The organism is Anabaena sp. FACHB-83 (assembly GCF_014697485.1).
Taxonomy (GTDB): domain Bacteria; phylum Cyanobacteriota; class Cyanobacteriia; order Cyanobacteriales; family Nostocaceae; genus Nostoc_B.
Window position 1 is genome coordinate 14,859 of record NZ_JACJRY010000050.1, and the last position, 26,818, is coordinate 41,676.

A 26,818-nucleotide genomic window follows, 5' to 3' on the forward strand; every position below is an offset into this window, starting at 1 on the left:
TTATGACTCAGCCACCTAACAGCTTGGAACCACAACAGCCTAATGCAAATTCAACGCAGCAGGCACATAGTTATACACCTCAAAATTCACTGGAGGGAAATCAAAACCGAGTTATTCAAGGTAATGAAAACCAATCTGTTTTAGGTGATGATAACACAGTAGTTCAAGGTAATAACATTACCCAGAATATTCACATCATAAATTATTATTACCGGGAAGATATTCGGGTATATGCTGCTAAACCTGCGTCAGATTTTTCTACTGATGAAAAACTGCCATGTCCTTATCGTGGTTTATATCACTTTAGCCCAGATGATGCCGAATACTTTTTTGGCAGAGAAGTATTTATAGAAGAACTGTTTAGGGCAACTCAAACCCAAAATTTTATCCCTGTGCTGGGTGCGTCAGGAAGTGGTAAATCTTCTGTTGTATTAGCAGGATTAGTACCGAAACTCCAACAGCAAGGACACTGGCTATTTACTCACTTTCGGCCTGGTTCTGAACCTTTTTATGCTCTGGCACAAGCACTTGTTCCACTTTATGAGTCTGAAATAAATGCTACTGAGCAAATGTATCAGGCTCGTCAATTAGCTGAATATTTGATTAATGGTTCTGTTCCATTAAAGGATGTTTTTCAGCGAATTGAAAGAAACTATGCCAATCATCGGGTGCTTTTAATTGCTGATCAATTTGAAGAACTTTATACCTTATGTAGCGATGAAGAAATCCGTTACAGTTTTTTAGATACCTTAATAACTACTTTTCAATCTGAATTTAAGCAGTTTTCATCGCCTCCTGTGTTGGTGTCAACAATGCGAACAGATTTTTTAGGAAATGCACTTGCGTATCCTATATTTGCAGATGTATTAAAAGCCGATGTCAAACTGATCGGGTCGATGAACCACTCTGAGCTTTCACAAGTGATTGAGAAACCTGCTCAAAAGTTGGGAGTCTCCTTTGAAGCGGGGTTAGTAAAACGCATTCTGGATGATGTTAAGCAAGAACCAGGAAACTTGCCTCTGCTAGAGTTTGCCCTGACGCAACTGTGGGTAAAGCAGCGTCAAGGTGTATTAACTCATCAAGCATACTCAGAGATTGGAGGAGTGGAACAAGCTCTTGCCAATCATGCAGAAGAAGTATACAACAAGCTCAGTCAGGAGGCACAAAAACAAGCACAGATTATCTTTTTACAATTAGTTCGTCCAGGTGAAGGCACAGAAGATACTCGAAGATTAGCGACCCGTGCAGAAGTAAAAAATTGGGAGTTGGTGACATTTTTAGCAGGCAATGAAGCACGGCTGGTAGTGACAGGACACAATGAACACTCTAGAGAAAATACTGTTGAGTTAGTGCATGAAGCCCTAGTTCGAGAATGGGGACGATTGCGTGGGTGGATAAAGAGCGATCGCATCTTTCGCACTTGGCAAGAAATATTACGATTAAGAATTAGAGAGTGGGAAAATGCCAGACGAGACGAGGATTTATTGCTGCGAGGTATTCCACTAGCAGAGGCAGAAAATTGGCTTAAGCAACGCCAAAATGAGTTGAGCCAAGCAGAGCAAGGTTTCATTCAACTGAGTTTGGCACTGCGCGATCGCGATCGCAAGCAAAAAGAAGGTCGCCGCAAGCTGACTCTATTTGGACTGACAGGTGGTTTAGTAGTAGTCTCAATGCTGGCTGTGATAGCATTTTGGCTACGATGGACGGCTAAAGTCGAAGCTTCAGGAGTCACCGCTTTAAGAAATTTTGAGTCTGGCGATGGAGAGATAGAAGCTTTAGTGTCAGCAATGGAAGCTGGACAAGAAGTTAAAAAGATAACTTTTTGGAATAGTCAATGTTTACAAGACTGTCCAGCAACAAGTCCACTACTAGCTTTACAGAAGATTCTAGATAATATTCATCAAACAAATCAAATCAATACTTATCAAAAAGGTGTAAATAGTATCCGTTTTATTAATAATTTCACTCAGAAAGACAAACAAGAGGAACAAGAGTTGATTGTTGCTGGCGGAGAAAATGGCACGGTTACTTGGTGGAATTATCAGAAGAAGAAATTGGAAAGATTAAAATATGTTAAGCTGCATCCTAATAATAGTATCAAGAGTATCGATTTTAACGAAGACCAAACAATATTAGCTACAGGTGCAAGTAACGGTTGGGTGAAGCTATGGGATGTCTCACAGAAACAGAATTTCTTATCACAAGATCAGCAATGGACACCACCTAACATAGCATCTATCCAGCATCAATGTGACATAGAAGACGACTCAGTGAAAGAGGATGATCAGAAATGTAGTGTTAACAATGTCCGTTTTATTGGGAGAAATTCGGAACTGTTGGCAACAACTGGAGATGATGGCAAAGTCAAACTGTGGTCTTTCCAAGGAAAATTTGTCACAAAAGAACCTATTTTAACCATAAATGCCCATCAGAAAAGTATCAAAAGCCTTAACCCCAACCCTGATAATAACCAGCAATTTGCCACGGCTGGAGAGGATGGACTGGCACAGCTTTGGGATATCAATCAGACAAAACCCATAGCAACATTTAAAGGTCATCAATGCAATGTCAAAGACACTAAAAAATGTAGTGTTAATAGTGTCTGGTTTTACCCCAAGAGAAAGCAACTTGCTACTGCTGGAGATGATGGTACCTTCAGGCTGTGGGATTTTTCAGGAAAAGAAGTGGCAAAATTTGAGGCTCACCCTGAAGGTGTGGAGACAGTTCGTATTAAAGATGAGCTGATTGCTACATCAGGTAGCGATGGCACAGTGAAACTGTGGGATTTTAATGGCAAGCTGCAAGCAGAATTAAAGGGTCATAAAGGCAATGTTGTGAGCATCCGGTTTAACGATGACGGCAATACTCTTGCTAGTGCTGGAAAAGATGATGGTACAGTAAGATTCTGGGCTGTTCCACGAAAATCATCAATCAAACCCAAAAATCCCTTAACGGAATTAAAAGAACATACACAAACTGTTAATAGTGTTCGTTTTCACCCAAAGGGTGACTTACTGGTTACAGCTTCAGATGATGACACCGTTAAGCTTTGGAAGAGGGAAGGAGATACGATTATGCAGATAACGTCATTTCCAACTAAACACAAAGGTGTTGCTAGTGTGCGCTTTAGCCCAAAAGAAAACATACTTGCTACAGGTGGAAAGAATGGCAAAATAGGTCTTTGGGACTATAGTGGAAACTGGCTAAAAGAATTTAAAGGTCATGATAGACCAATTAGAAGTATCAATTTTAATAAAAATATTGACGAGTTTGCTACCGCTGGGGATGATGATATGGTCAAACTCTGGAACAGCAAAGGGGAAAAGTTAGCAGAATTTAAACATCCAGGCAAGCTGGAAACTACCAGGTTTAGCCCAGACAGTAAGCTCATAGCTACAGTTGGAGAGAATGGAGGACGGTTGTGGAATATTAATGATGACAAAAAACCATTAGCAGAATTGAAATTAGACCAGGGCTATGTTCGCACTATAAGTTTTAGCCCAAAGGAAAATAAACTTGCTACTGCTGGAGATGATGGAATGATCAGGTTGTGGGATTTCTCTGGAAAGGAGGTAACAAAACCATTTAAGACTTATCAAGGTAGAGTTACATACATAACTTTTAGCCCGGATGGTAAGTTCTTAGCTACAGCTTCTGCGACTAACAAAATCCGCCTGTGGAATTTATCAGGACAACAAGTTGCAGAACTTACAGGTCATCAAGGCAATATTAAAAGTGCAGATTTTAGCCCGGATGGTAAATTTCTGGCTACAGCCAGTACCGACAAAACAGTGATTGTGTGGCGTATCCGGGGATTAAATGAATTGTTGAATGAAGGATGCGATCGCCTCAAAGATTACTTTGTTACCGCTCCTGATGTAAAGAAAAAATTTAGTGTATGCCGTTGATTAAAATTTTCCAAAAGTCTTGTGATTGTAGATTAAGTAATCATCTGTTAAAAAGATAGTAGACAGGTAGCAATCTACACCCCCAAGCTCTCAGGAGAAAGACTAGCACAATGTTAGTATCACCAAACTTTGGGTTTTTAGCAGTCCATGACCCCCAACTGGTGCGCCTGGGAGCTTTAGCGGAAAGATATTTTACTGATGATCCCAACACCTGCCTGATAAAACTGCGTCAGTTTGGCGAACTCCTCGCGCAGATGATAGCCGCTAATGTAGGGATATATGAGGGTGAAGAACGACAAATTGATTTGATACGTCGCTTGCGAGATAAAGGAGTCTTAAAAGGCAGGGCGTATGATTTGTTTAACGAATTACGTCTAGCTGGCAATGATGCTACACACGCATTTGCATCTGACCAAGGAACCGCCCTTAGCAACCTGAAGTATGCGCGTCAACTAGCGGTGTGGTTTCATCGAGTTAACACTAAAAATACCGATTTCAACCCTGGCCCGTTTGTTCCGCCTCCAGATGAGGCAGTTGAAAACTTAGCACTTAAACAAGAATTGTCACATCTGCGCTCGGAATTACAAGCCAGCCGCACCGCAGCCGAACTAGCACAAATAGCTGCCCAGCAAGAAGAACAGCGTCGCATATCAGCCCAAGAATTAGCCAAGGAAGCCGAAGCACAAAAACAAGCAGCTTTAAATCATCTTGCTCAAATTCAAACTGTAGCTCAAACCCAACCTGCACAAGCAATTCAAGAAACCATTCAGCGTTCGCAACAAGCAGGGAATAACATTGACTTAGATGAACGTGAAACCCGTCGCCTCATCGATGCTCAATTGCGGTCAGCAGGTTGGGAAGTGGACTCAGAACAGCTAACGTACAGTACAGGCACTCGTCCCCAAAAAGGAAAAAATATTGCGATCGCAGAATGGCCAACTGACCAAGGACGCGCTGACTACGTTCTGTTTGTGGGACTTCAGGTAATGGCGGTAGTCGAAGCCAAACGCCAAAGTACAGATGTTTATGCTGCCATCGACCAAGCCAAGCGTTACAGTCGCGGTTACAAAATTAAGGATAACGAAACCTTACCCGGCGGCCCCTGGAGAGAATACAAAGTACCTTTCGTCTTTGCCACCAATGGGCGAGAATTCTTGAGACAGTTGCAAACCAAAAGCGGTATATGGTTTTGTGATGTCCGCCGCCCTGAAAATATCCGCCGTCCTCTGACGACTTGGTACAGACCAGAAGCTTTCGTTGATGCCCTGAATCAAGATGTAGACCAAGCACATGAACGACTTGCCGAAGAAGGTTTTAACTATAATCTGCAACTGCGGGATTACCAAATTAAAGCCATTCAAGCAGTCGAAGATAGATTAGCTAAAGGTTTTAGAGAACTGTTACTAGCAATGGCCACCGGGACAGGTAAAACTAAAACCTGCCTTATTCTGGTTTATCGCCTTCTCAAAACCAAACGTTTTCGCCGCGTTCTGTTTCTGGTAGACCGCAGAGCATTAGGAGAACAAACAGGCAATGTCTTTAAAGAAACGCGAGTAGAGAATTTGCAAACCTTTGCTGATATTTTTGGGATTAAAGAACTGGGGGAAGCTGCACCAGAAAGCGATACCAAAGTCCACATTGCCACTGTGCAAGCCCTTGTTAAACGTATTCTTTACCCAGGCGAGAACGCAACCGTTCCTACAGCCGACCAGTATGATTGCATTGTCGTGGATGAATGCCATAGAGGGTATTTGCTAGATCGGGAATTAAGCGATTGTGAAATTACCTTCCGCGACTATGATGATTACATTTCCAAGTATCGCCGAGTCCTCGACCATTTTGACGCAGTAAAAATTGGGCTGACTGCCACCCCAGCCCTACAAACCACCCAAATATTTGGTCAACCTGTTTATACCTACAGTTACAAAGAAGCGGTAATTGATGGATACCTCATCGACTGTGAACCTCCCATCCGCATTGTTACAGCCCTAAGTGAAGATGGCATAGTGTGGCAACCAGGGGCAGAGATGGAATATTTTGACCCCATTACAAGCAAAATTGATCTAGTTAATGCCCCTGATGAAGTCAAAATTGAAGTAGAACACTTTAACCGCCAAGTTGTTACCGAAGAATTTAATCGAGTCATCTGTGAATACTTAGCCCAAAATATTGATCCTTCACTACCAGGGAAAACATTAATATTTTGCGTGAATGACTCTCATGCAGATATTGTGGTTAACTTATTAAAACAAGCCTTGATTGAGCAGTATGGCAGCGTTGAAGATGATGCAGTCCTAAAAATAACTGGCAAGGCAGACCAACCATCACAATTAATTCGCCGTTATAAAAACGAAGCTAATCCTAAAATTGCCGTGACAGTAGACTTATTGACTACTGGCATTGATGTACCTGAAATCTGCAATTTAGTTTTCATTCGCCGGGTGAATTCGCGCATCCTTTACGAACAAATGCTAGGAAGGGCTACACGTCGCTGTGATGAAATTAAAAAGGAAGTCTTCTACATTTACGATGCAGTAAATTTATATTCAGCCCTGTCGCCTCTGTCCACGATGAAACCAGTGGCAGTTAACCCCAAGATTTCGTTTACTCAACTGGTGGAAGAATTGCAGACAGTTAACGACAGCACAGCTACGGCTACCATTGTTGAACAACTCCTAGCCAAACTGCAACGCCAACAGAGGAGATGGGGCGATCGCAACCGGGAGAATATTGAAGCTGCTGCTGGAATGCCGTTGCCTGAGATGATTAACCACCTGCGACAAAGCAACAAAGAGCAACTCAAGGAATGGTTTAAACAAAGGGCAGCGATCGCGCAAATGTTAGATGCACGAGATGGCGGTAGGCAACCAATACTCATTTCCCGCCATGCTGATGAATTGCGTCGTGTAGAACGGGGTTACGGTAATGCCCAAAAACCCGAAGATTACCTAGACAGTTTCAGCGCATATCTACGCGAGAACATCAATAAAATTCCAGCTTTGACCGTTGTTACTACTCGTCCGCGTGAGTTGACTAGGACGCAGTTGAAAGAATTGCGGTTAATGCTAGACCTTGCTGGATATTCCGAAAAAACATTGCAAGTAGCATGGCGAGAAATGACTAATGCTGATATTGCTGCCTCAATCATTGGCTTTATCCGTCAAGCAACTTTGGGTGATGCCTTGGTTTCCTATGAGGAAAGGGTAGATAAAGCAATGAAGAACATTCTGACTTCTCAAAACTGGACACCACCTCAACGTAAATGGTTAGAACGTATTGGTAAGCAATTAAAGATAGAAACTATTGTGGATAGGGAATCATTAGACCAAGGCGAATTTAAAACCCAAGGTGGTGGTTTTGTTAGGTTAAATAAAGCTTTTAACGGGCAATTAGAAGATATTTTGGTGCAGATTAATGAATCACTGTGGCAGGATGTGGGATGATATTGTATGTTGATAAATCTTCAACTTTGAATTGGGTCATTAGTTGGTGGATGCCGTTCAATTTCTCTATCAGCAGCGCGAATATTAATTATTCTGGAGCGATTAAATTCCAATGCTGTTACGGTGGCGCGTCCTGTTGGTGTTAAGCCAATAATAGAAAGTGTATCTGTTGACCAAATAAAGTGTTCTTGCCAACTGTCAGTACGCGGATGAAATAAAGGTACTTCCGATGACGACTGTTCATCAAATACTTTAACTTTATCAGATTTTTTGCGATTGCAATGAAAACAAGCCAAAGCTAAATTATCAATTGAATTAGCGCCACCTTTGGAAAGAGGAATCACATGGTCTACAGTGAAAGAAACATACTGCCATTGTTCTGACGCATGACAATATTCACACAGAGACTTGGCTCTTTGTCTAACTTGATTTTGAGTAGCTTCACTAATATAACGATTTGCAGACAAATCTCTAATTTCCTATAATTAGCTTTCGTTTTGAATTAATGATGTATTCCTAATAATCCGATTCACCAAACTCAAATAATCGTCTAATTCTTCATATCCGTCTAATTCGGTTTCTTCTTCGGAAGTTAGAGCCGAGTCTTTTTGTTTAATTAATAAAGCTTCAATTCGTCCTTGGACTAAACTGGATGCACGAAATATTGGCACTCCTTCTACTAACTCGATGCGAACAGCGCCATCTAAAGGTAGACTATTGGGCAAGTGGGTCAATTTCAGAGGTAAATTGATTGTCATGGGAATTATTTCCTGTCAATTAGTTAGCCGCATCAAAAATTTGCTGTGCCGTTACCTTTAATTCGGGAAAAGTCGGGGAAGCGATCGCAGCGTTCCCTTGAAACGGGGTCATTTGATATTCCCCATCAACTAATTGACATACAAAAATTGTAGGCTGTTTAGGATTACCGATGAATTTTCTTGCCCCCAACGCCGCATAATCAGCAATCCAATATTCAGGAATGCCCATTTCCTCGTAATCACCAAGCTTACTGTAGTAATCATCGCGCCAGTTAGTTGATACAACCTCAACCACTAGAGGAACAGATGCAGCTTGGGTTACTGTTGACTGTTTTTGAAAAAGCGGCTCATTGCGGAGATTATCCAGGTTTAACAGCAACACATCCGGCGAATAAGCAGATTCAGCCGAAGGCGTTTTTACAAATGCAGTTTTGGGTATCCCGTAGGTTAAGTTAAGGCGATCAAATTCTATAGTTAACTTTCGTGACAAAAAAGCAATAACTTTCTCATGTTCTCCGGTTGGCGGCGGCATTTCAACAATTACTCCCTTGTGCAATTCATACCGTTTACCATCGTTAGGATACCATTCGATAAATTCATCAAATGTAATTAATTCAGGTAAGGATTGAGTCATGATTTTACCTTTAAATATGTTGAAATCTATCAATAATATTTTAAGTTTGTGTTAGCATATCTTACTGATTTTTAACTGTTAAAATATATCTAATGGGTAATCAAGTTTTGATTCAACAACTAACATACCTGGGGTAAGTAAGCTGATTCTATAATTAACCATACAAATATCTTTATTTGTTTTTATCTTTTTTACCTAATTATAAAAGCAATCAGCTTTGACAACATTACCCAATTGCTTATAATTACAAAGCAGCATTTGTATACTGAGCATTTATTTAAAACCTTGAGCGCAACTACCGACATCGTACAAAAACTGTGGAATCTCTGTCATGTCCTGCGGGATGACGGGATTACTTATCTGGACTACGTAACTGAGCTAACTTACCTGCTGTTTCTGAAGATGGCGCAGGAAACAGGGACAGAAGGCCAAATCCCTGAAGGCTGTCGTTGGGGTGATTTGGTGGTCAAGGATGGCATCGACCAAATGAACTTCTACCGCGCCACCTTATTGAAGCTGGGTTCCGACAGTCCGCCACGAGTGCAAGCTATCTTTGCCAATGCCCAAACTGCCCTCAAGAAACCGCAAATCCTTAATAAACTGGTCAAAAGCATTGATGAGCTTGACTGGTACTCTGCTAAGGAAGAAGGCTTAGGCGATTTGTACGAAGGACTGCTAGAGAAAAACGCCAGTGAGAAAAAATCAGGTGCAGGGCAATACTTTACGCCGCGTCCTTTGATTGATTGCATGGTCGAACTCATCAAGCCGCAGCCTGGGGAACTGATACAAGACCCCGCCGCCGGAACTGGTGGGTTTTTAATTGCTGCCGATCGCTACATCAAAAAACATACTGATGATTTATTTGATTTAAGTGAAGCAGACCAATCGTTTCAGCGTCATCAAGCATTCTACGGCATTGAGCTAGTACAGGATGCCCATCGGCTGTTACTGATGAATATGCTGTTACACGGCATTGAAGGGGCTGTAGACATAGGCGATACTCTTTCCAGCGATGGCCAGCAATTACCAAAAGCCAATGTTATTTTGACTAATCCCCCGTTTGGAACGAAGAAGGGCGGCGGGTTGCCTACACGGGATGACTTTACTTATCCTACGTCGAACAAGCAGTTAGCTTTTCTACAGCATATCTATCGTGGGCTGTTGCCCGGAGGACGGGCTGCGGTAGTGTTACCTGATAATGTCCTGTTTGAAGATGGGCAAGGGCGTAACATCCGGGCTGATTTGATGGATAAGTGCAACCTGCATACAATTTTGCGGTTGCCCACAGGAATTTTCTACGCTCAAGGTGTCAAGACTAACGTGCTGTTTTTCCAAAGGGGGACAACAGACAAGGGGAACACCAAACAGGTGTGGTTTTACGATATGCGGACGAATATACCTGTTTTTGGCAAGCGCACACCTTTAACTAAGCTGCATTTTCAACTGTTTGAGTCAGCCTACGGCGATGACTCCAATGGCAACAGTCCCCGTGTTGATCAAGGAGAGTTGGGGCGTTGGCGGTGTTTTACACGCGAAGATATTGCTAAACGCGGCGAAAACCTTGATATAACTTGGCTGCGGGATGAAAGTTTGCAGTCAGGGGATGATTTACCTGAACCTGATGTGATTGCTGCGGCTATTATGACGAAGTTGCAAACAGCGATCGCCCAGATGGAGGAGTTGACGGCGTTGCTGGCAGGGGATGAAGTGACTGAGGAAGAAGCTGCGCTTTTAGAGTAAAAATAAACCCATAATGAATCAAATTGATGGGCTAAATTTTAACAAAAATATTTCCTATCTGCGGTGTAAATATAGGGAGAATGAAAACTAGTTAAATGTCTAATGAAATTACTAATATTATTAAATTACCTAATAAATGGCAATGGGCTATTTTGTCAGAACTAATATCACCACTTTACCCATTATGCTATGGTGTTGTGCAGCCTGGCAATGAAGTTAAGGAAGGCGTACCACTAATTCGTGTTTGTAATATCCACGGTAATGGTATAAATCTTGAATCATTAAGAACAATTGATCATAAAGTTGATAAAGAGTATAAACGATCCAAAGTATACGGTGGGGAGTTATTAATATCTATTGTTGGAACAATTGGAAGAGTTGCTATTGTTCCAATAGAAGCACGCGGGGCTAATATCGCGCGTGCAATAGCTAAGATTGTGTTAGTTGATGAGATAGATGTACACTGGGCTGCACTCTGGTTTCAAACTCCTATTATGCAAGATTCCTTGGTACGTGGAGCGCGAGAAGTTGCACGTAAAACTTTGAATTTGAGTACGCTTGAAACCGTTACGCTACCGCTTCCACCCCTCAACGAACAACGCCGTATAGTTGCCAAAGTAGAGTCACTGAAAGCCAGAAGCCAGCGAGTGAAGGATGCGCTTGAGGATATCCCTCAACTGCTAGACCAGTTCCGGCAATCTGTCCTCGCTGCTGCCTTTCGTGGCGACCTCACTGCTGATTGGCGGGAGCAAAATCCTGATGTTGAACCTGCTTCGGTTTTACTTGAGCGCATTCGTGCAGAACGTCGCCGCCGTTGGGAAGAAGCGGAATGGAAGAAAATGGAGGCAAGTGGTAAACTGCCGAAGGATGATAAATGGAAGGATAAATATAAAGAACCTGAAGCGTTTAGTAATGAGGAATTGCCCAAAATACCTGAAGGATGGATTTGGACTGATATCAATAATATTTCCTTTGTAGTTCGTGGTGCTTCTCCACGTCCTGCGGGTGATCCAAAATATTTCGGTGGAAATATTCCTTGGATTACAGTTGCCGAAATTACTAAGGATGACGAGATATATTTAACGCAAACATCTGGATTTGTAACTGAAGAAGGTTGCAAAGCTAGTAGATTTATTGAGCCTGGAACTTTTTTGCTGACTAATAGTGGAGCTACTCTTGGTGTACCAAAAATTACTAAAATTGGGGGATGTATTAATGACGGTTCAGTAGCTTTATTGTTTGTTAATGGAGAAATTCAGATTTATCTCTACTATTTTTTAACAACCTTAACTCAAACTTTAAGAAAAATAAATCAAGGTGCTGCTCAACCTAATTTGAACACAGAAATTGTTCGTAATATTAAAATTCCGATACCCCCACAGGAGGAACTTCAAGTAATTATAAAACTACTAAACCATCAAATTTCAACAGTATCAGAATTAAAAACCTTGGTAAATAACAAATTGGAGTTAGCGGTAACACTTGATCAATCAATCCTAGCCAAAGCGTTTCGCGGTGAACTTGTAAACCAAGATCCCAACGATGAACCCGCATCCGTCCTGCTAGAACGCATCCGTACAGAACGAGACAAACTCCAAACCAAAACAGTTAAGAAATCTACAGCTAACACAAGCACTCAACGTACCAAAAAACAACAACTGCAAGGGGAAGAAGCTGTGCAGCTAGAATTGGGGCTGGAATGATAATACTTAAGCGTCAATATACAAAAAATAGTACCTAAAATATTCATACTCATATTCTATTTTCAGTAGTCTTTATTATATGGCTATTAATTACATGAAAGAACAAATTTTAGAAAAATATTTCTTTATTGAACAGATTTCTTATTCAGGAAATTTAGAAACTTTAATCACAGAATGCCAACAATACTTGAGTTTATATGAAGCTTTATGTACTCAAATATTAGGGTTTAACAAAGCTTTTTTATCCAACAAAATCCAAATAGCTGAATCAATATATTATACCACTCCATCGGATTACGAAAATAAGATCAATAATATTGCTTATTATAGAGGAAATTGTTCTGCATTTAATCTTGTCATAAGAAATATTTTAGAGAGATTGCAAAGTCAAAATATTAGAAATTCAGCCTCAGTAAAGATGAGAGGATTGATCAGAAAATGTATTTTAAATAGCTTATTGTTGATGAATGATTATTCTAATATGAAGGACAAAAATATATTATTTCCAGAGATATCTTTAACTAAAAATCCTGATTACAGTCTCTACTATGATACTTGTGAACAGATTATATTTGGTGAATTACAATTTGATGAGCCTTCAGATCAGAGTGAAGTTAGCCCTGTTTTAATTCGAGTTATGATCGAACTTCGATTGAAATGGAGCATGGGAATATCAGGATATATAGTTTCAAAAAGTCCAGGTAACATGAGTGACTTTCTTGAAGTTTATCGAACATTTATAAATAGTAATAAAATATCAGTACATCCCAGGTTTGATGTTGTTAAACGGATTTATGAGTGGGGAAATATCTATATCCATACTGGAATTCGTTCATATTCTTGGTTGACTGAATTTGCAGTAAATTTACTTGCTCCTCTATTTTATGGTGAACATCATAGAGCCTCTGGGATAAGAGTTGAATCATTAGCCACTATATATGAATTTTGGGATGCTTTAAAGAACTACTATATTAAACGTTTAGATAATAAAGAACTTAAAATTGAAATTTTTGCATATCAACCAGGATTTATATGTACAGATAAAAACTATAGACATATACACTTTAGAAATCACTATAAAATCCATGAAGAAATTATTGCCAATCTATGTTTGAGTAATTCGGCGAGTGCTGCTTATAATATGAAATGTATCCTTCAGGAAGGAGTTGAAACTATTGGCAGTTCACTCTACGAACGTGTGAGAAACAGTTATATATCTCTGCGAGAAAATGAAATTAGAGAAAGAGCTTATTACCTATGGAAGTCAAGAGGTATGCAACTATGGGATGCTGATCGTGATTGGTATGTCGCCATAAAAGAAGATATTATCTCTCTTTCTAAACCAATATAATTTTTCAAGCTTTGTCTAGTTTGCCGTTTCCAATTGAAGTATAAATTGCTATCCTCCAGTAAATTTTTATCTCCCCTGAAAACACTGTATGCCCATCCCTGACTACCAAGCCATAATGCTTCTTCTGCTGAAATGTAACACTGGCCAAAAAGAACACTCATTAAGGGGAACAATTGAGGCGTTAGCCAATCACTTCCAATATTCAGGAAGTAGTTAACCTGTTATAATTTGCTATTTAATGACATAAATTTAAAATGGAACAAGTTTAACTAACATAAAATATGGATGAAAACTTAGAATGGCGCATCAGAGCTTTTTTTGATTACTGGAGAAAAAGACACGCATTCATCAGTAAGTTAGACCTGAGCGAACAAAGGTACGAAGCCAACGTTTTACTATGGGGAGCTTTTGACGCTCTTTCTAATTTATGGGCAAAGGAGGTCGGCAAGAAGGAGTGTGGTAATAGTAGTAAGCGAATTATTTTTGATGCGTTTCTTGCACGTTATGGCGGTGATGTATTTCAACTGGTTTCGCTCCCGGATGTGTGGAGTCGAGCAGATCGAGGCGATGTTTCCAAATTACCTAAGAATGTATGTATATTTTTAAGCGGAATTAAAAGGCAGAAAAATAGCTCTAGTATCTACAAATATGAAGACGATTCTGATATGGATGCGCGAACAACTCGCTCGCCTTCAGATGATTTGAACATAGATGATGTTGTTTATCAAGTCGTTACAAATTACCCTGACGCTAATCGAGATGAAATTGAGCAATGGCTGATTCTTTCCCGATATGGCGCGATCGCTTACAAAGCATTCCGAAATGCCTATATTCATGAAGGACAAGCAGGAAAGGGAGCGCATGAGATTTCGTCGTTATACGGTGGGAAAGAAAGGCCGACATACAGTAGCTGGCTGTATAGCACACCGCCAGTAATGGGGTTTAGTGTTGAATTTATGTTAGGCATACTCAAACGGTGTATAGAACAATTTGAGCCTGAAGCATTAACCTTGCAAGTAGACCCAGTACCACCTCGCCAATGATTAATCTTGTGAGTATGGGCTTTCTGACGGAAACCGCCGCATCATCTCAGCCAACGCCACCGCCTCCCCATCCGGCGTATACACGACCTCACCAGACATCGCAATCACAATCCTGTTTTTCCTCGCCCACTCAAACCAAGCAACCACACTAGACTTGGCCTGTTGCGCTTCCGGTTTCCTGCCTTCTTTACAAGCAGCGACGAATACAGCCTCCGGTGACTTGATCCCTTTCCAAGTCCGTATCGCCTCCTTCAAATAAGCGATCGCACCCGGCACATTCTCCCAACACCGCCTAACCGTGCGTTGAATCTCTGCATTGAGTCGAAACTGTGGAGTACAGGGTATTTCTCGTAACTGTTGCAGCACTTCTTGAACTTCTTGCTTACTCGGCTGCACTGGTTTTTCTACACGCTCAAAAGCGCAATCATCATCACTAGCATCTTCATCATAAAAATTTGACACGGCAGGGGCGGCGGAAGAACGATCCTCATGAGTATCTGTCTCGATAGTCGAGTCAACCTGTTCTATCTCTTCAACGAAGTGAGTAATTTCGGGTAAATCTTGTTCTGAGGTTTGACAAATCCCTTCCTGGTCATAGTCCAAAATTTCGGTTTCCACCTGTTCACTTTTTTCAAGCTCAACAGCAGAGTGTTGCTGTGGCTTTGAAACTTCTGGATGGGATCTGTGGTATTGTTCTGCATTGAGTCTTGAAGGTTCAGTTTTGCACCTGCCATGTTCTAATAGCCTATTCAGTACATCGAAGTTCAATTTATACTGCCACGTCCTATCTTGCCCATTACCTGGGTTCTTCTGCTTGGAGATAATACCCATCTCGTCAAGTAGAGCGATCGCACTCCTGATTACATGAAGGCTATGTTCACCCATCAAATCAGCGTAAATTTTCTTGAGAGGCTGATAAATCCAAGGGGTGCGGTGATTCTTCATCTTCCACTTTGTCCAGTGCCGAAAATACTCAATCAGCTTGGCTGCACAGAAGTTACCAGTGATATCAAGATACTCCCGGCGCAATATCACCAGGATAGAAAATTTCTCAGTAGAGGCAATGCTGCTCATAATTCACCTTCCATAATTTCTAAAAACTGACTGGCTAAAACGGCATATTTTCTTGGTCTTCTTCTGGGGCTTGCGACCAAAACTCTCGAAGTTGTTGGCGTTTAGCGGCTTGTAATTGCTGTTTCTCTTCGGGTGACACCTCACCAACCAAACGCGCTACTTCATCGCGTTGCCTTTGCTTCATCTGTTCAGTGTCTACAGCAGGTAAAGCCAGGGTTTCATTTTTTGTAGATGGTCGGAAGTTGCGGCGACGGAACAAAAACCGGAAATGGCGTTTATCTTGTGGAGGTAGCGATCGCCAGACTTCGGCATCCCAGCCAGGAGGTGCAAAATCAGATGATGGAGGTAACAGGGTTTGAACTTGGGCTTGTAATTGGGCTAGAGCCTTGCCTTGCGCCTCGATGATTTGACTTTGCTGTTCCAACCGTTCTAAAAATTGGGTCAGTAATTCTGAGTTTTGGGAGGATAACTCCGCCTCATGAGTTTTGTAAGCAAAGTAATTCTGTGCAGCAGCTATTTCTGGTTTTCGAGAATCTCCATTCATTGCAGTCAGGTAACAACCATGACGAGAAAGCTTGAAATCATCTCTGGGTCTACCTCCTGAACTTTTTGCGGGCAGACGCAAAAAGTGTTTTTTGCTATCTTGACCAATGTTTTCGCAAGCGGCGATCGCTCGGTCTATGGCATCCTCAAATTGTCGCCATTGCTGATATCCCAGAATGGACATGAGATCACGCGCTAACCAATACTCATTATTCTGCTCGTCAATTTTCTTGATTTGGTCAAAAGGGCTATCAGTAGCTTGATTGGATGCGATTATATTCATATTGACTCCAATTTTTGACGCATGAAAATATCGGCAGCACTTGAGCCATGCTGCATTCAGTTCTTTTGGCAATAAGCGAGAGTTCTATTTACTGGTTTGTTTCTTGCCAGAAACGCAACTCATCTTTGAAGTAACGGTCAGTTTTCTTGGGCTTGTCTTTCCAATGCTCCCAAGCCACCCAAACTTCTTCGCCCATGTCTTCGATAACTTCACCCTTAGCGTTATATAAAGCGCAGTAAATATCGGCATGGGCAACAATAGAGCCAAGCCCAATCACTTCAGCATCAGAAACAACAGATTCGGTAAGGGCTTCTTCAGGAACCAATGGTTCCGTAATTTGAGAGGATTCGGCTTTCTCCAAAGCGGTGATCAGTTCTGTTTCTTGTGGGGTTAACTCTGCCAGATAATCTTTTTTGATCACCTCGTACTCTTGGGCAACTTCTAAATAGTCCCACCAACTACACCCAGGCTTGGATAGCACCGCCCGAATATCACTAACAGCTTGCGGGAGTAGTTGCAATTGTTCGGCTCGATATGCGATCGCTTTGGGTGTTGGTTCACTCCCCAGAATTAACGCCGCAGCTTGCAGGGCTTGGGTGTTATTCATAGCTGTGGCCAGATTACCCAACGCAATACCCATCAGTCGTAGGCATTCTTGAGCGTTTTCTTTGGGTGGTTCTTCGGCAAGTGATCGCAGATCAATAGTTTTTTCTAGCGATCGCTTGACTTCCTTATTTAACGCTTTGGTTGCTTGCTTAGTAAGAGTATTACCCCACTCCTGAGCAGGGCGTTCTTGTACAGCAAGTTCTAATTCCTGAATACGTTTTTGTAATCGCTGGTTCTCAAGCTCCAACTGCCTCAAGCCTTCCAATTCAAAAAGCCGATGCTGTAGCTGGATGTTTTCTTCCCTCTGCTGCTGAAACAGGTTTTGTAAAGTGGTGAGTTGTTCTTGTACCTGTTGCTGGGCTTGGGTCGTTGCTTCCGAGAGTAAGCCAATCCTCAAATCCTTTTCCAGTTGTTCCAATTCTTGCTGGTGCTGCTGCTTCAGTTGTGCGATAGCTTCAGCGTATTCTTTCGGGTAAGTTCTTTCGGTGGGGAATGACTCAATTGCGTTATTACTCAAATCCGCATTATTGACCAGTTCCCTGCTGCCATCCTCAAAGCTAACAATCTGCTGCCTTTGATTGGGTGGTTCGGCTGAGATGCTTCCTGATTGCCCATGTCTTGGATGAGTTGGTGACGTAACCGTGACTTTGGCAGATTGGGGAACCAGTGGTTCCTGGATTTGAGAAACAATTGGTTCTTCAATTTTAGGAACCATTGGTTCCTGAGTTTTTTGGCGTGGTAGACGAGGAACTACTTTATTTGCAGCTGCGGCAAAGTCTGATTCGCTGGGTGAGGGGTTTTCAGAGAGTGCGATCGTAACGGCTTGCTTCAGTTTCTCTGGTTCCTTGACTAATCGCATTAACGAACGGGCTTGACGCTCATTTTTGATATATTCACCCAATTCATCGGCTGTGTCCTTAACTTTTTTGGCTCCCAGCAATTGGTTAATTCTTCGGTATCCACCCCAGTCCGATAGTTCTTTTTGGCAGTATTCCTTAAAGCTTTTGTAACCAGCTTCACGGTAAAGCTGATTGTCACGCATCTGCAAGATTTCCTCGACAGCTTGCCACTCGAAGCGGTCAATGGCGGTGAAGGTTTCTTTGATGCTGGTATTGAGAATGCTATAGCTGGGTGGTGATGTTGTTTCGCGGTCTAGTGTCAGCATGATTATTGCCCACTATTGGTAAATGCACAAAAACAGACAAGGAATGCAATTTAACCAAAGTGAGTCTCTTACTGACTTTTAGGTTTAACCAAAAGTATGTCAGCATTATAATTAGCTCACTTTGCAGTCAAAGGAACGAGCAGGCGATCGCATTTGCTTGGCGGCGGGCGATCGCTTTATGCTGCAATATCCTGTGTATTGGGTTCACTAGTCTTTGGAATTCTGCGTTTAACAGCCGGTATTATTCCTATTTGTTGTGAACTATCTTCTCCAACCCCTGCATCATCATCGGGGACAAAAACAATTAAGTCTCCAGGTTGGCATCCAAGAGCAATACAAAGTCCATTCAGCCTTTCTGCTGTCAAACGAGGCATTTCATCTGTTTTTCTAAGTCGAGAAACAGAATTTTCGTCAATTCCTAGAAATGCTGCCAAGTCTTTGTTTTTGATGCGTTGCCTTGCCATCACTTCATTTAACTTCCAAACAATCATCTGCTTTTTCATGCGACACCTCCATTAGTTTAATCCTCGTCTTGCTTGGATAAATCGACTACTGATCAGTATACAGAAATAAAATCAGCTTTATCTACGCGTGATAGATATTAGTAAATTTCATAAATATAATATTAGCTTTTTTATTGACATAATTCTACGTCTCATATATATTTATATGTATGAGATAGGGAAAAGAAACTGCCAACACCTAATTTAGACCGAGTTTGCAGACATCCAAGATCCGAATTTTCAAAATTAAACCTATCAAGACAGCCAGCACAAACAAGCGCAATCAATAGTTGGCTTTTGCAACCATCCCTGTTTGCCTTGGTCATGCTCAAATGCCACTAGCTTTGAGATTCGATTTACGGCTACGCCAAAAATCTGTGAATGCGTTGTGGCTCCCCCACAACGTTCGGAAAAATCAAAAGCGACCGCCCAGCCTGACAAACTTTGCGATCGCTTTTTATCCACTACATGGAAACCATTATTATGACCTACATTGCACATACAGAGCAACCAGTTGACGCGCAATCCCTAGCCCAAGCCGAACTGGAACACCACATCAGCCAGCAAGCACAAGCTGTAGCCCCAGAAGAATTTACCAGCATTGAAATCGACTTTTACAACCACGAAATTTACGCCTACGGTCAACTCATCGCCCACATCACCTACGACCACCGCGATTTTGTGACTCAAAGATGGCTGGTAATAGTCAACGATAAAGAAGAATTCCGCGCTGATACATGGGGTAGGTGTTATCGCTACATCTACACACATCACTTGGATGGCTCATTACCAGTTCAAGAAGAAGCAGGGGAGCAGGGAGCAGGGAGACAAGGTGAGGAATTTTCCCCTCTGCACCCTGCACCCTGCCCCGTTGCCTCTTGTACGGGTAACGAAATCATGGTGCAGATTTTCAAAGAATGCGAAAACCTGGGACTGGAACTGCTTGATGACGGCATTTACCGCAACGACGAGAAACTTGGACAAGTTGGTTGCGCTGGCGGTAACTGGTGGTTCACTCGCACCTCGGACGCGAATCAACAGCAAGTCTTTTGTAACTCTGCATCAGACGCGGTTTGGTATGTTTCAAGGTCGGAGTTGCCAGGGTGTGCCGATTTTGTTGACGAATACTTGCAGTACCGACCGCTTGAGCAAATGCCATCGGTGGAACTGAAGCATCTGCTGGATAGTGCGGAGTTTGTAGCTGCGTAGCGGAGGAGAAGAAATAGGGGTGAGGGAGAAAATTCACTCCCTCACCTCCTGCACTTCACCTCATCCAATGACGTAATCAACTATACCAATCTCTTCATCAATACAATCATGGAACCCACAATCTCGATTCCTCCGGGTTGGCAATACCCCCGATTTGGCTTTGGACAACGAACAGAATGGGGGCAAATAATCGGCATGAAGTATTACACCGAAGACACATACTTAGCAGACGAATACGGTGCGGGTTGGCGTTATATTTTGCTGCCAAACAAAAACACTGAAGACGATGAAACACGGATTGAAGAGGACATAAAACTGCTCTCACCACAGGAGTTAAAAACAGTTTTAGAAACCGAAATCACCAACCATCTGCACCAAGTTGAATCACTAAAGCATGAGTTGAAAGCAGTTGGTGTCACCGTTTTAGCGGCTAATTCTCTGGTTGAAGAAAGCACCAAACAGCCCCAGGAACCGCGTTATCCATCTCTGCATGATTTGGTTAATGGTGCAAAGTTCCTCATTCAAGAAATTGCCAAACACCCCGATTATCTAACACTTGGATATCAGCCAGATTTAACAATTGGCGATGCTGAAACTGCGCTTTCTTATTTGGAATTGGAACTCGAACCGAATCAAAGTCCTGCATTAGATATTGCTGACTAAGGCTAAAGCAATCTCTGTTTCTGTCACAAATAGCTAACCCGAACAGTATCCCAAATCAACGCAATTTTCAACAAAAGCAACCCAATTATGGAAACAATCAAAATTAACAACAGCGTCTTTCTCATTCCACCCAGCCAACCAAAATTACAAGCCAACTGCGCCAAGGAGTACGGGCAATTTCTTCTCGATTGTCCTCCTAAGTTGACAATTTTAGAAGCACAGCAGGGCGGATACCTCAAAGGTAACAAGGCTGATTTTGCGATCGCTATTTCTCGCCCAGATCGCCCAATGACCATTAACGAGAACTTCACCAACGAGCCATTTACCGAACTGTGGGTGATTCCCGTTGCTGGTGGGTTAAAAGACCAGTTCAAAGGGCCAGCCTCGATGCTGCTTTCTTTTCTGATGCACCGCCGGAGCAAGGATTCGTTTGCAGGACTGTACAACCACTTCGCGCATCGTGCTTTTCAGCAGTGGTGCGAGGAAGGGATGCCGGGAGATCCGAAAGAGTTTTGCTATGCGGCGATCGCTAGTGTGTTGAAAAACTACATCTTCTGTGCCGAGTTTCAAAAGGTGGAAGGTGCGCTGGGTACGTACTGGTTCATTCAGTGGTCATACCGCAACCCGCAGTCTGATTTTGAAAAGGATGCACTGGAAGCTGCTGAAATGATACGTAGCGGTGCGGAGTCTGGGGCGACATTGGGCTGGGTTACTAACGAGACTTACGAGCGTTGGGCTTTAAATGCAGAGATTAGACCTGCATTGCCAGCAGTTTCGGAAACAGAGGCACGGGCATCGTTACAACCACAGAATCAGGCAGTTGTACCCAGCAAGAGAAGGTAATTAAAAACTAACAATGGCGGTTCACCGATGAATCGCCACACTAACTAATTATGAAACAACTAACAGGTTTTACCCCCATTGCTGCACTGCCAGAATCAACTGCGGCTTCTACCAAACAACAATTACTAAACACCATTGATTGGCTGCAAAAAGAGGGTGCAGCAAGCGAAACTAATCTCAATCTTTTGATAGCAATTATTCAATCAATTCTTTGGTCAGAAGAATCGTATACCAGATTTTTGCAATGCGGTTTTGATACGGCAATTGAGTTGTTTGATATCAGTTCTCAAAATTGGGATTTTGAAGAAGCAATGTTATCACGCCACAATCCCAGAAATTGGGATGAATACAAGCGATTAAAGCAAGCACGGGCAGTAGAAGCAAACTAATAAAAAACTACAAAATCTGCCTGAAATATTTGATTTATCAACATTGAATATCAGGAATTTAGTTATGGGCATTAAATGGGATGAAAATGAATTAACAACACTCGACGAAATGGCCGAGATGTATACTCCAAAACAAATAGCTTTTCGACTCAAAAGACGAGGATATACACGCACAGTATCAGCAGTTAAGAATAAATTACATTCTTTAGGTTACTCTATCCGCCCAGTTCTTGATAATTACAGTTGCCGTGAAATTGCCAACAACCTTTGTGTGCCTCCAAGCACAGTTGTTAATTGGGTGAGGCAAGGTTGGTTGAAAGCCAAAAAGCGTTGTGCTAATCGTTATCAAGTCAAAAGCCGAGACTTAAAACAGTTTTTCAAACATCCTCCACAGCCAATTAGACATCGGATTGCAGCAATAGATCCGCAGGTTGTTCGGTATTTGGTGGGGTAGTTTTTCGTAGTAAAACTAAGGGTTTCTAAAGATAATTGACGAGTTGAAATAAATGCCGACTCTCACGTATGTTAAAGGATTACCGACTCCAAAAGAAGAATTAAATAGCTTAGGATTCACAGAATTTGAGATGTTTCTGACTGTTTATAGCTCGGTATTCCATAAAGCAGCGTGTGAAACAGCTAATCATCTTTTATCCACTCGCTCATTTAATAAATCAAAGTGGAACACTCATTTACAGAAGACTTATGGCATATCAAGACGACAGACCAGTGGTGTAATCAGTTTTGCTCAAGGTGCGGTTGATGCTTCTAAGGAACACCGTAAACTCCATATTAAAACACTGGAAGGAAAACTAAAATCGCTCAACTCTTGGATTACAAAATCAGAGAAAAAATTATCTGATTCGGCTAAGTTCTACGCTCAAAAAAACTGGCGTAATTCTAAAACAGGATGCCGCTTTCCACTGTATTGTTCTTTAAAGCTCCGCAACACTAACTGGAACAACTTACGCTTTCAAATTCACCATAAAAAACGTCTGGCTTACAAGTTATCTCAACAAATCGAACACTTAAACATAGCCCCCATTCAAACAGTTATTTCTAAAAATCAAGTATTTGTAGTTGGTTCCAAGGATGAAAGCTTTGGTAATCAAGTTTGTCAATGGGACGGTCATACTTTAAAATTTCGTGTCCCAGCTTGTCTAGAATCACGGTTTGGTAAACAAGTCATAACAAAGCTAGGCAACTTTGACCGCAATATCAACAGATTGCCCAAAGATGGCGCAAAGACATGGCATTTCTTTCGCAAGCACAACAAATGGAATGCAGCCGTAAAATTTACACCAAAACCAGTTGAGCGTGTTTCTCGCCATTCGGCTTACGGCTGCATTGGGATTGATTTGAATCCCGGCTCTATTGGTTGGGCATACATTGATAAAGATGGTAATCTTAAATCTCACGGTCAAATCCCGCTACAGATGGGACTGCCATCAGGCAAACAAGACGCGCAGATTGTTCATGCTTGCTTACATCTGGCGAGATTAGCCACAATATTTGCTTGTCCGATTGTTTGTGAAGAATTAGACTTTTCTAGTAAAAAAGAGGAATTAAGAGAACGTGGAAGAAAGTATGCCCGGATGCTTTCTGGTTGGGCTTATAACCGTTTTTATCAATTATTAGACAGTATTTTAAGTAATCGTGGCATTTACTTGATGAAAGTGAATCCCGCTTACACCAGTTTAATTGGTTTAGTTAAATATGCACGCCAGTACGGTTTAGCCAGTGATGAAGCTGCTGCTTTAGCCATTGCTAGACGTGGTATGCGATTGACGGAAAATCTTCCAGGCTCTATAACCGCCTATCTGTCCGTGAAGGATGGAAAGCACGTATGGAGCCTGTGGAATCAACTAAATAGATTAATTCGGAAATCTAGCATTAAGCGTCACAGTTTCTATGCTATCTCTAACTGGGGGTCTTTGGTCAAGCAATGGTCAGAGAAATCTGACAAGAGCAAGCAAAGGCGTTAAAGACGATTTCCTAAGAAGATAAACCGCTAACTTCTCTCTACATAGATTTGGGCTTTACTGCCCTGATATGTGTAGCTTTTTATAAGCGGCAACGGCAAACCGGAGGTAATGGCATCTTCGACACTAAGGATAACCTTGAGTCTCAGTATGCAGAGTACGCGCTGTACGAACTCTTTAAGCAGATATTCCAAGGTCGATTTTACGAAGTGCCTTTGGGCAAGTTCGAGCAGATGACGGGTTTATCTCTGACTTCTCACGAAGGCGGGATGAAGATAGATTTACCACCGTTGCGACAGTTCCTCAATCGCTTGCTGGCTTTGACAATCGGGATGCAAAACGTGATTTTCGAGCGTTTTGAACTGTTGTTGAGTCAACAGATTGAAACTGCGATCGCCAATGGTACTTTTGAAATCGGAGTAGAAACGCTTCGGGCTGAACGGTTCACTGTGGAAAGCTGCGAAACCGTATATACTCACCCTGCTACTGGTAGCGTAACTAACTACCTAAAGATAGAACGCACCCAAAGGAACAACATCAAAACGGCTGCCGAAATGTTGGAGTTTTCAACTCAGCACCAGGGGCGGTTCTTGATCAATGAAAAATCTGGTCAAGCCGCAGTATCAATTCCTACGCATAGTGTATTCGATGGTGATGGTAGTGTAGTACCTAGAGTGTTGCTAGTACGACCACAAAATCAAATGCGCGTACCTGTTGAGAGATTAGAATCGTCCACCTGGAAACAAGTTTCAATACAGGAGTTTGTTACAGCTTGGTCAAAGGAAGTAGACGAACTACCCAGATTCACAACTGACTACTTGCACTTGGTCACAGGAATCCTACTACCAATTTGGAAAGTTCTGCCACAGAAGAACAGCCGGGTGTTTCGGTTGCAAACCAGCGATGGTCAGAAAATTCTGGGGCGTGTGGTTCATGCTTCAGACATCCAGACCGTTACTGAACAGCTTGGGCTGAAGAACACGCTGCTTTCTCCACAAGAGTTAGTATCTCTGGTTCTCAACGAAGGCTATTCTCAGCAATTGCCCGGAGGCGTAACGTTGCGTCGCTCTTACATTGCTGGTGAACCTCGCTTGGAATTGCTTGAAGCTCTTTCCCTCGCAGAGAGACTTGTGGCTAAGGGTTGTTTCACCGAAATTATAAATTGGCGTAAGCGGGTATTTGTGCCAACTAGAGATAAAGCTGCTGATGTGCTGGCGGCAGTGATAGGCATTTTGGGTTAACTGGCTTGAGCCACTTTCTTAGTCCTGGATTTCTCTCTTGTGAGAAATCCAGGGGTGTGGGAGGGGTGGGGAGTGTGGGAGGATGGTGAAAAAATCTTTCCCCCCACACTCCCCACACTCCCCTCTCTCCACACCCGCTACCCATACGTGAGAAATTCGGGTTAGTAGAGTGGCTTATTTTTTTCTAACAATTTCGCTTCGCACATTTTTGGTGAAGTATTGCAGAATAAAACAAAATGTGGACTCCACCATTTAACTTAGAATTGAGTGAAGTTGAAGAATTTCGCCTTCTAACCTTAATTCCAAATCAGCCAAACCCAGAAAGACTCTTCGACAGTCGCTATCACGAGTCTAAAATTCAATTTACCTTAAATTTTGCACCTTCATTATCCCGTGTTGAGGCTTGGGCTTTATCAATGTATTTAGGCCCGACATATTACTATCGCAATATCAATTTAAGTTTGGTAAATGCTTTAACTTCTGATGAAGAACCAGAGAAATTCTTACTTGTAGCCAAAGCAGCGACAATTGCACTTCTAAAAATTCCCGCAATTACAACAGATGAATTACAAGCTTTGCCTCAACCTACTCCAAGCGAATATCAATATCTCAAACGGTACAAGAAATTGTCAAGAGAAAGACTTGATAAATATAAATTAGGAAAAACAATTACTGAAACCACTTTTACTAGTACAACTTACTGGCAAGATGTTGTAGGATTGATGCAAAGATATAGCCAAGAGGCAACTGCGGTTTTTCACATCAATCCTAACCCTGCCTCCAAAGGCAGATATGTTGACCCGATTAAACGTGCAAACCGCGAGGGAGAAATCTTGTTTCCTCCACATACTCGATTTCAAGTAAGTAATGTCAAGTCTCAACAATATCCAGTCACTACATCAGGAGAAATTCGTGAACTAGTGGTTATTGAACTTGATGAACTTTGAGCAATTTTCAGCAGATTAATAGTCAGTTATTTATAATATAAGTAACTGACCAAGGTTTTTTATTCATCAACACAGGAGAAATTTTATGATTGACACAACTGAAATCAATAGTACCACAACCCAACCAGAAGATAGTTCTGAAGGTGGAATAACTGGACGTTGGGAATCAGAAGACGAAGCAGATGGTACTGTTTTTGAAGAAGAAGATTAAGCTGAAATCAGTGTAAAAAGCTAATTAATAAAAGCCCCATTTTCGGGCTTTTATTTTTCTAAAACATTGTGATTCTTCGGTTCTTTTTATGGTGGAGCATTAAAATTACAGTTTCATAGAAAAGCTCAAAAACTTAAAACTAAGTCACAATAACAAATATAGGTTCTCTTTGGATTTTATTTATTATTCTGTTCCATAAAATTTCCTGACAAGCAAACATTTTAAACCTAACTATCAAAAGTTTTCACCCAATTTCCCGTTAAAAACACAAAAGTAATCTGCAAAGTCAGGTAAGCAGTAAATTGCCTCAAAACTTTCCGATAGCAATTAAAGAAGTCCAAGCTACTGTTGATTACGCCTACAGTTAGTTGATACAACATTTTGCATACTAAGATAGTAACGTTCCTAATTTATAACTTTTAGGTAATTAAAATTTTAAGCCAATTTTTGAATAGGTTAGCTATTTTCATTAGATTTTTCTAAATAACTCAATAAAATGATAAATTCACATAATACTTCAACAACAGGACATATCCACATTGGTTCATCAAGTTTGATTGATTTTGCTGTTTGGGTGCTTCT

At 41.7% G+C, this 26,818-nt stretch carries 23 protein-coding genes; 15 read left to right on the forward strand and 8 right to left on the reverse strand.

What is annotated here, in order from left to right; all coding sequences use genetic code 11:
* Positions 1–2: 2 nt before the first annotated feature.
* Together H6G79_RS30840 and hsdR are read left to right on the forward strand one after the other, a co-directional pair.
* Positions 3–3,908, forward strand: coding sequence for an eIF2A-related protein (locus tag H6G79_RS30840; protein ID WP_190594156.1), 3,906 nt, complete (start codon positions 3–5; stop codon positions 3,906–3,908).
* Between the two features lie 110 nt (positions 3,909–4,018).
* Positions 4,019–7,351: a type I restriction-modification system endonuclease gene (hsdR, locus tag H6G79_RS30845; protein WP_190594157.1), complete on the forward strand. Its 3,333-nt coding sequence runs from the start codon at positions 4,019–4,021 to the stop codon at positions 7,349–7,351.
* 20 nt (positions 7,352–7,371) lie between these two features.
* Here the strand turns inward: hsdR and H6G79_RS30850 are convergent, their stop codons facing one another.
* The 3 genes from H6G79_RS30850 to H6G79_RS30860 are packed head-to-tail and all read right to left on the reverse strand — an operon-like array spanning position 7,372 to position 8,743.
* Positions 7,372–7,818, reverse strand: coding sequence for an HNH endonuclease (locus tag H6G79_RS30850; protein ID WP_190594158.1), 447 nt, complete (start codon positions 7,816–7,818; stop codon positions 7,372–7,374).
* Positions 7,819–7,836: 18 nt separating this feature from the next.
* Positions 7,837–8,109, reverse strand: coding sequence for a hypothetical protein (locus tag H6G79_RS30855; protein WP_190594159.1), 273 nt, complete (start codon positions 8,107–8,109; stop codon positions 7,837–7,839).
* Positions 8,110–8,128: 19 nt separating this feature from the next.
* Positions 8,129–8,743: a Uma2 family endonuclease gene (locus H6G79_RS30860; RefSeq protein ID WP_190594160.1), complete on the reverse strand. Its 615-nt coding sequence runs from the start codon at positions 8,741–8,743 to the stop codon at positions 8,129–8,131.
* 285 nt (positions 8,744–9,028) lie between these two features.
* On the opposite strand from H6G79_RS30860, the gene H6G79_RS30865 reads away from it, so the two are divergent.
* From H6G79_RS30865 to H6G79_RS30880, 4 genes are all read left to right on the forward strand, one after another.
* Positions 9,029–10,483 (forward strand): N-6 DNA methylase, encoded by a 1,455-nt coding sequence (locus H6G79_RS30865; protein WP_190594161.1) that lies wholly within the window; start codon positions 9,029–9,031, stop codon positions 10,481–10,483.
* Between the two features lie 95 nt (positions 10,484–10,578).
* Positions 10,579–12,186, forward strand: a complete 1,608-nt coding sequence (locus H6G79_RS30870; RefSeq protein WP_190594162.1) for a restriction endonuclease subunit S — start codon at positions 10,579–10,581, stop codon at positions 12,184–12,186.
* Between the two features lie 94 nt (positions 12,187–12,280).
* Positions 12,281–13,537, forward strand: a complete 1,257-nt coding sequence (locus H6G79_RS30875) for a DUF2934 domain-containing protein (RefSeq protein WP_190594163.1) — start codon at positions 12,281–12,283, stop codon at positions 13,535–13,537.
* A 281-nt stretch (positions 13,538–13,818) separates the two neighbouring features.
* Positions 13,819–14,580 carry a hypothetical protein gene (locus H6G79_RS30880; protein WP_190594164.1) on the forward strand — a complete coding sequence of 254 codons (762 nt, stop codon included), beginning with the start codon at positions 13,819–13,821 and terminating at the stop codon, positions 14,578–14,580.
* On the opposite strand, the gene H6G79_RS30885 is transcribed toward H6G79_RS30880, so the two are convergent.
* From H6G79_RS30885 to H6G79_RS30905, 5 genes are all read right to left on the reverse strand, one after another.
* Complete coding sequence (locus H6G79_RS30885; protein ID WP_190594176.1) at positions 14,581–15,654, reverse strand: hypothetical protein; 1,074 nt, start codon at positions 15,652–15,654, stop codon at positions 14,581–14,583.
* A 34-nt stretch (positions 15,655–15,688) separates the two neighbouring features.
* On the reverse strand, positions 15,689–16,480 hold the full coding sequence (locus H6G79_RS30890; RefSeq protein WP_190594165.1) for a BRO family protein: 792 nt from the start codon (positions 16,478–16,480) through the stop codon (positions 15,689–15,691).
* Between the two features lie 88 nt (positions 16,481–16,568).
* Positions 16,569–18,251, reverse strand: coding sequence for a hypothetical protein (locus H6G79_RS30895; RefSeq protein WP_190594166.1), 1,683 nt, complete (start codon positions 18,249–18,251; stop codon positions 16,569–16,571).
* Between the two features lie 176 nt (positions 18,252–18,427).
* Positions 18,428–18,754 carry a helix-turn-helix transcriptional regulator gene (locus H6G79_RS30900; RefSeq protein WP_242048644.1) on the reverse strand — a complete coding sequence of 109 codons (327 nt, stop codon included), beginning with the start codon at positions 18,752–18,754 and terminating at the stop codon, positions 18,428–18,430.
* A 255-nt stretch (positions 18,755–19,009) separates the two neighbouring features.
* Complete coding sequence (locus tag H6G79_RS30905) at positions 19,010–19,255, reverse strand: hypothetical protein (protein WP_190594167.1); 246 nt, start codon at positions 19,253–19,255, stop codon at positions 19,010–19,012.
* Here H6G79_RS30905 and H6G79_RS30910 point away from each other — a divergent pair.
* From H6G79_RS30910 to H6G79_RS37530, 9 genes are all read left to right on the forward strand, one after another.
* Positions 19,238–19,963 (forward strand): hypothetical protein, encoded by a 726-nt coding sequence (locus H6G79_RS30910; RefSeq protein ID WP_190594168.1) that lies wholly within the window; start codon positions 19,238–19,240, stop codon positions 19,961–19,963. The genes H6G79_RS30905 and H6G79_RS30910 overlap by 18 nt on opposite strands.
* Before the next feature lie 108 nt (positions 19,964–20,071).
* The gene (locus H6G79_RS30915; protein WP_190594169.1) at positions 20,072–20,626 is read left to right on the forward strand and encodes a hypothetical protein; all 555 of its coding nucleotides are present in this window, start codon (positions 20,072–20,074) and stop codon (positions 20,624–20,626) included.
* Between the two features lie 87 nt (positions 20,627–20,713).
* Entirely contained in the window at positions 20,714–21,469 is a 756-nt protein-coding gene (locus H6G79_RS30920) for a hypothetical protein (RefSeq protein ID WP_190594170.1), read from the forward strand.
* A 50-nt stretch (positions 21,470–21,519) separates the two neighbouring features.
* Positions 21,520–21,858 (forward strand): hypothetical protein, encoded by a 339-nt coding sequence (locus H6G79_RS30925; protein ID WP_190594171.1) that lies wholly within the window; start codon positions 21,520–21,522, stop codon positions 21,856–21,858.
* A gap of 64 nt (positions 21,859–21,922) precedes the next feature.
* A complete protein-coding gene (locus tag H6G79_RS30930) occupies positions 21,923–22,312 on the forward strand; it encodes a hypothetical protein (RefSeq protein ID WP_190594172.1) in 390 nt (129 codons plus the stop codon).
* 52 nt (positions 22,313–22,364) lie between these two features.
* Positions 22,365–23,840: a hypothetical protein gene (locus tag H6G79_RS30935; protein ID WP_190594173.1), complete on the forward strand. Its 1,476-nt coding sequence runs from the start codon at positions 22,365–22,367 to the stop codon at positions 23,838–23,840.
* 47 nt (positions 23,841–23,887) lie between these two features.
* Positions 23,888–25,078, forward strand: a complete 1,191-nt coding sequence (locus H6G79_RS30940; RefSeq protein ID WP_242048645.1) for a strawberry notch C-terminal domain-containing protein — start codon at positions 23,888–23,890, stop codon at positions 25,076–25,078.
* Positions 25,079–25,314: 236 nt separating this feature from the next.
* Positions 25,315–26,025, forward strand: coding sequence for an ADP-ribosyltransferase (locus H6G79_RS30945; protein ID WP_190594174.1), 711 nt, complete (start codon positions 25,315–25,317; stop codon positions 26,023–26,025).
* 85 nt (positions 26,026–26,110) lie between these two features.
* Positions 26,111–26,236, forward strand: a complete 126-nt coding sequence (locus H6G79_RS37530; RefSeq protein ID WP_277877378.1) for a hypothetical protein — start codon at positions 26,111–26,113, stop codon at positions 26,234–26,236.
* The last annotated feature ends 582 nt before the right edge of the window (positions 26,237–26,818 follow it).

Coding starts and splice junctions, on each gene's coding strand:
- H6G79_RS30855 (WP_190594159.1), bottom strand. CDS start 8,109: ATGACAATCAATTTACCTCTGAAATTGACCCACTTGCCCAATAGTCTA.
- H6G79_RS30905 (WP_190594167.1), bottom strand. CDS start 19,255: ATGTGCAATGTAGGTCATAATAATGGTTTCCATGTAGTGGATAAAAAG.
- H6G79_RS30875 (WP_190594163.1), top strand. CDS start 12,281: ATGAAAGAACAAATTTTAGAAAAATATTTCTTTATTGAACAGATTTCT.
- H6G79_RS30925 (WP_190594171.1), top strand. CDS start 21,520: ATGAAACAACTAACAGGTTTTACCCCCATTGCTGCACTGCCAGAATCA.
- H6G79_RS37530 (WP_277877378.1), top strand. CDS start 26,111: ATGATTGACACAACTGAAATCAATAGTACCACAACCCAACCAGAAGAT.
- H6G79_RS30880 (WP_190594164.1), top strand. CDS start 13,819: ATGGATGAAAACTTAGAATGGCGCATCAGAGCTTTTTTTGATTACTGG.
- H6G79_RS30840 (WP_190594156.1), top strand. CDS start 3: ATGACTCAGCCACCTAACAGCTTGGAACCACAACAGCCTAATGCAAAT.
- H6G79_RS30910 (WP_190594168.1), top strand. CDS start 19,238: ATGACCTACATTGCACATACAGAGCAACCAGTTGACGCGCAATCCCTA.
- H6G79_RS30930 (WP_190594172.1), top strand. CDS start 21,923: ATGGGCATTAAATGGGATGAAAATGAATTAACAACACTCGACGAAATG.
- H6G79_RS30915 (WP_190594169.1), top strand. CDS start 20,072: ATGGAACCCACAATCTCGATTCCTCCGGGTTGGCAATACCCCCGATTT.
- H6G79_RS30945 (WP_190594174.1), top strand. CDS start 25,315: ATGTGGACTCCACCATTTAACTTAGAATTGAGTGAAGTTGAAGAATTT.
- H6G79_RS30870 (WP_190594162.1), top strand. CDS start 10,579: ATGTCTAATGAAATTACTAATATTATTAAATTACCTAATAAATGGCAA.
- H6G79_RS30900 (WP_242048644.1), bottom strand. CDS start 18,754: ATGAAAAAGCAGATGATTGTTTGGAAGTTAAATGAAGTGATGGCAAGG.
- hsdR (WP_190594157.1), top strand. CDS start 4,019: ATGTTAGTATCACCAAACTTTGGGTTTTTAGCAGTCCATGACCCCCAA.
- H6G79_RS30860 (WP_190594160.1), bottom strand. CDS start 8,743: ATGACTCAATCCTTACCTGAATTAATTACATTTGATGAATTTATCGAA.
- H6G79_RS30935 (WP_190594173.1), top strand. CDS start 22,365: ATGCCGACTCTCACGTATGTTAAAGGATTACCGACTCCAAAAGAAGAA.
- H6G79_RS30890 (WP_190594165.1), bottom strand. CDS start 16,480: ATGAATATAATCGCATCCAATCAAGCTACTGATAGCCCTTTTGACCAA.
- H6G79_RS30885 (WP_190594176.1), bottom strand. CDS start 15,654: ATGAGCAGCATTGCCTCTACTGAGAAATTTTCTATCCTGGTGATATTG.
- H6G79_RS30895 (WP_190594166.1), bottom strand. CDS start 18,251: ATGCTGACACTAGACCGCGAAACAACATCACCACCCAGCTATAGCATT.
- H6G79_RS30920 (WP_190594170.1), top strand. CDS start 20,714: ATGGAAACAATCAAAATTAACAACAGCGTCTTTCTCATTCCACCCAGC.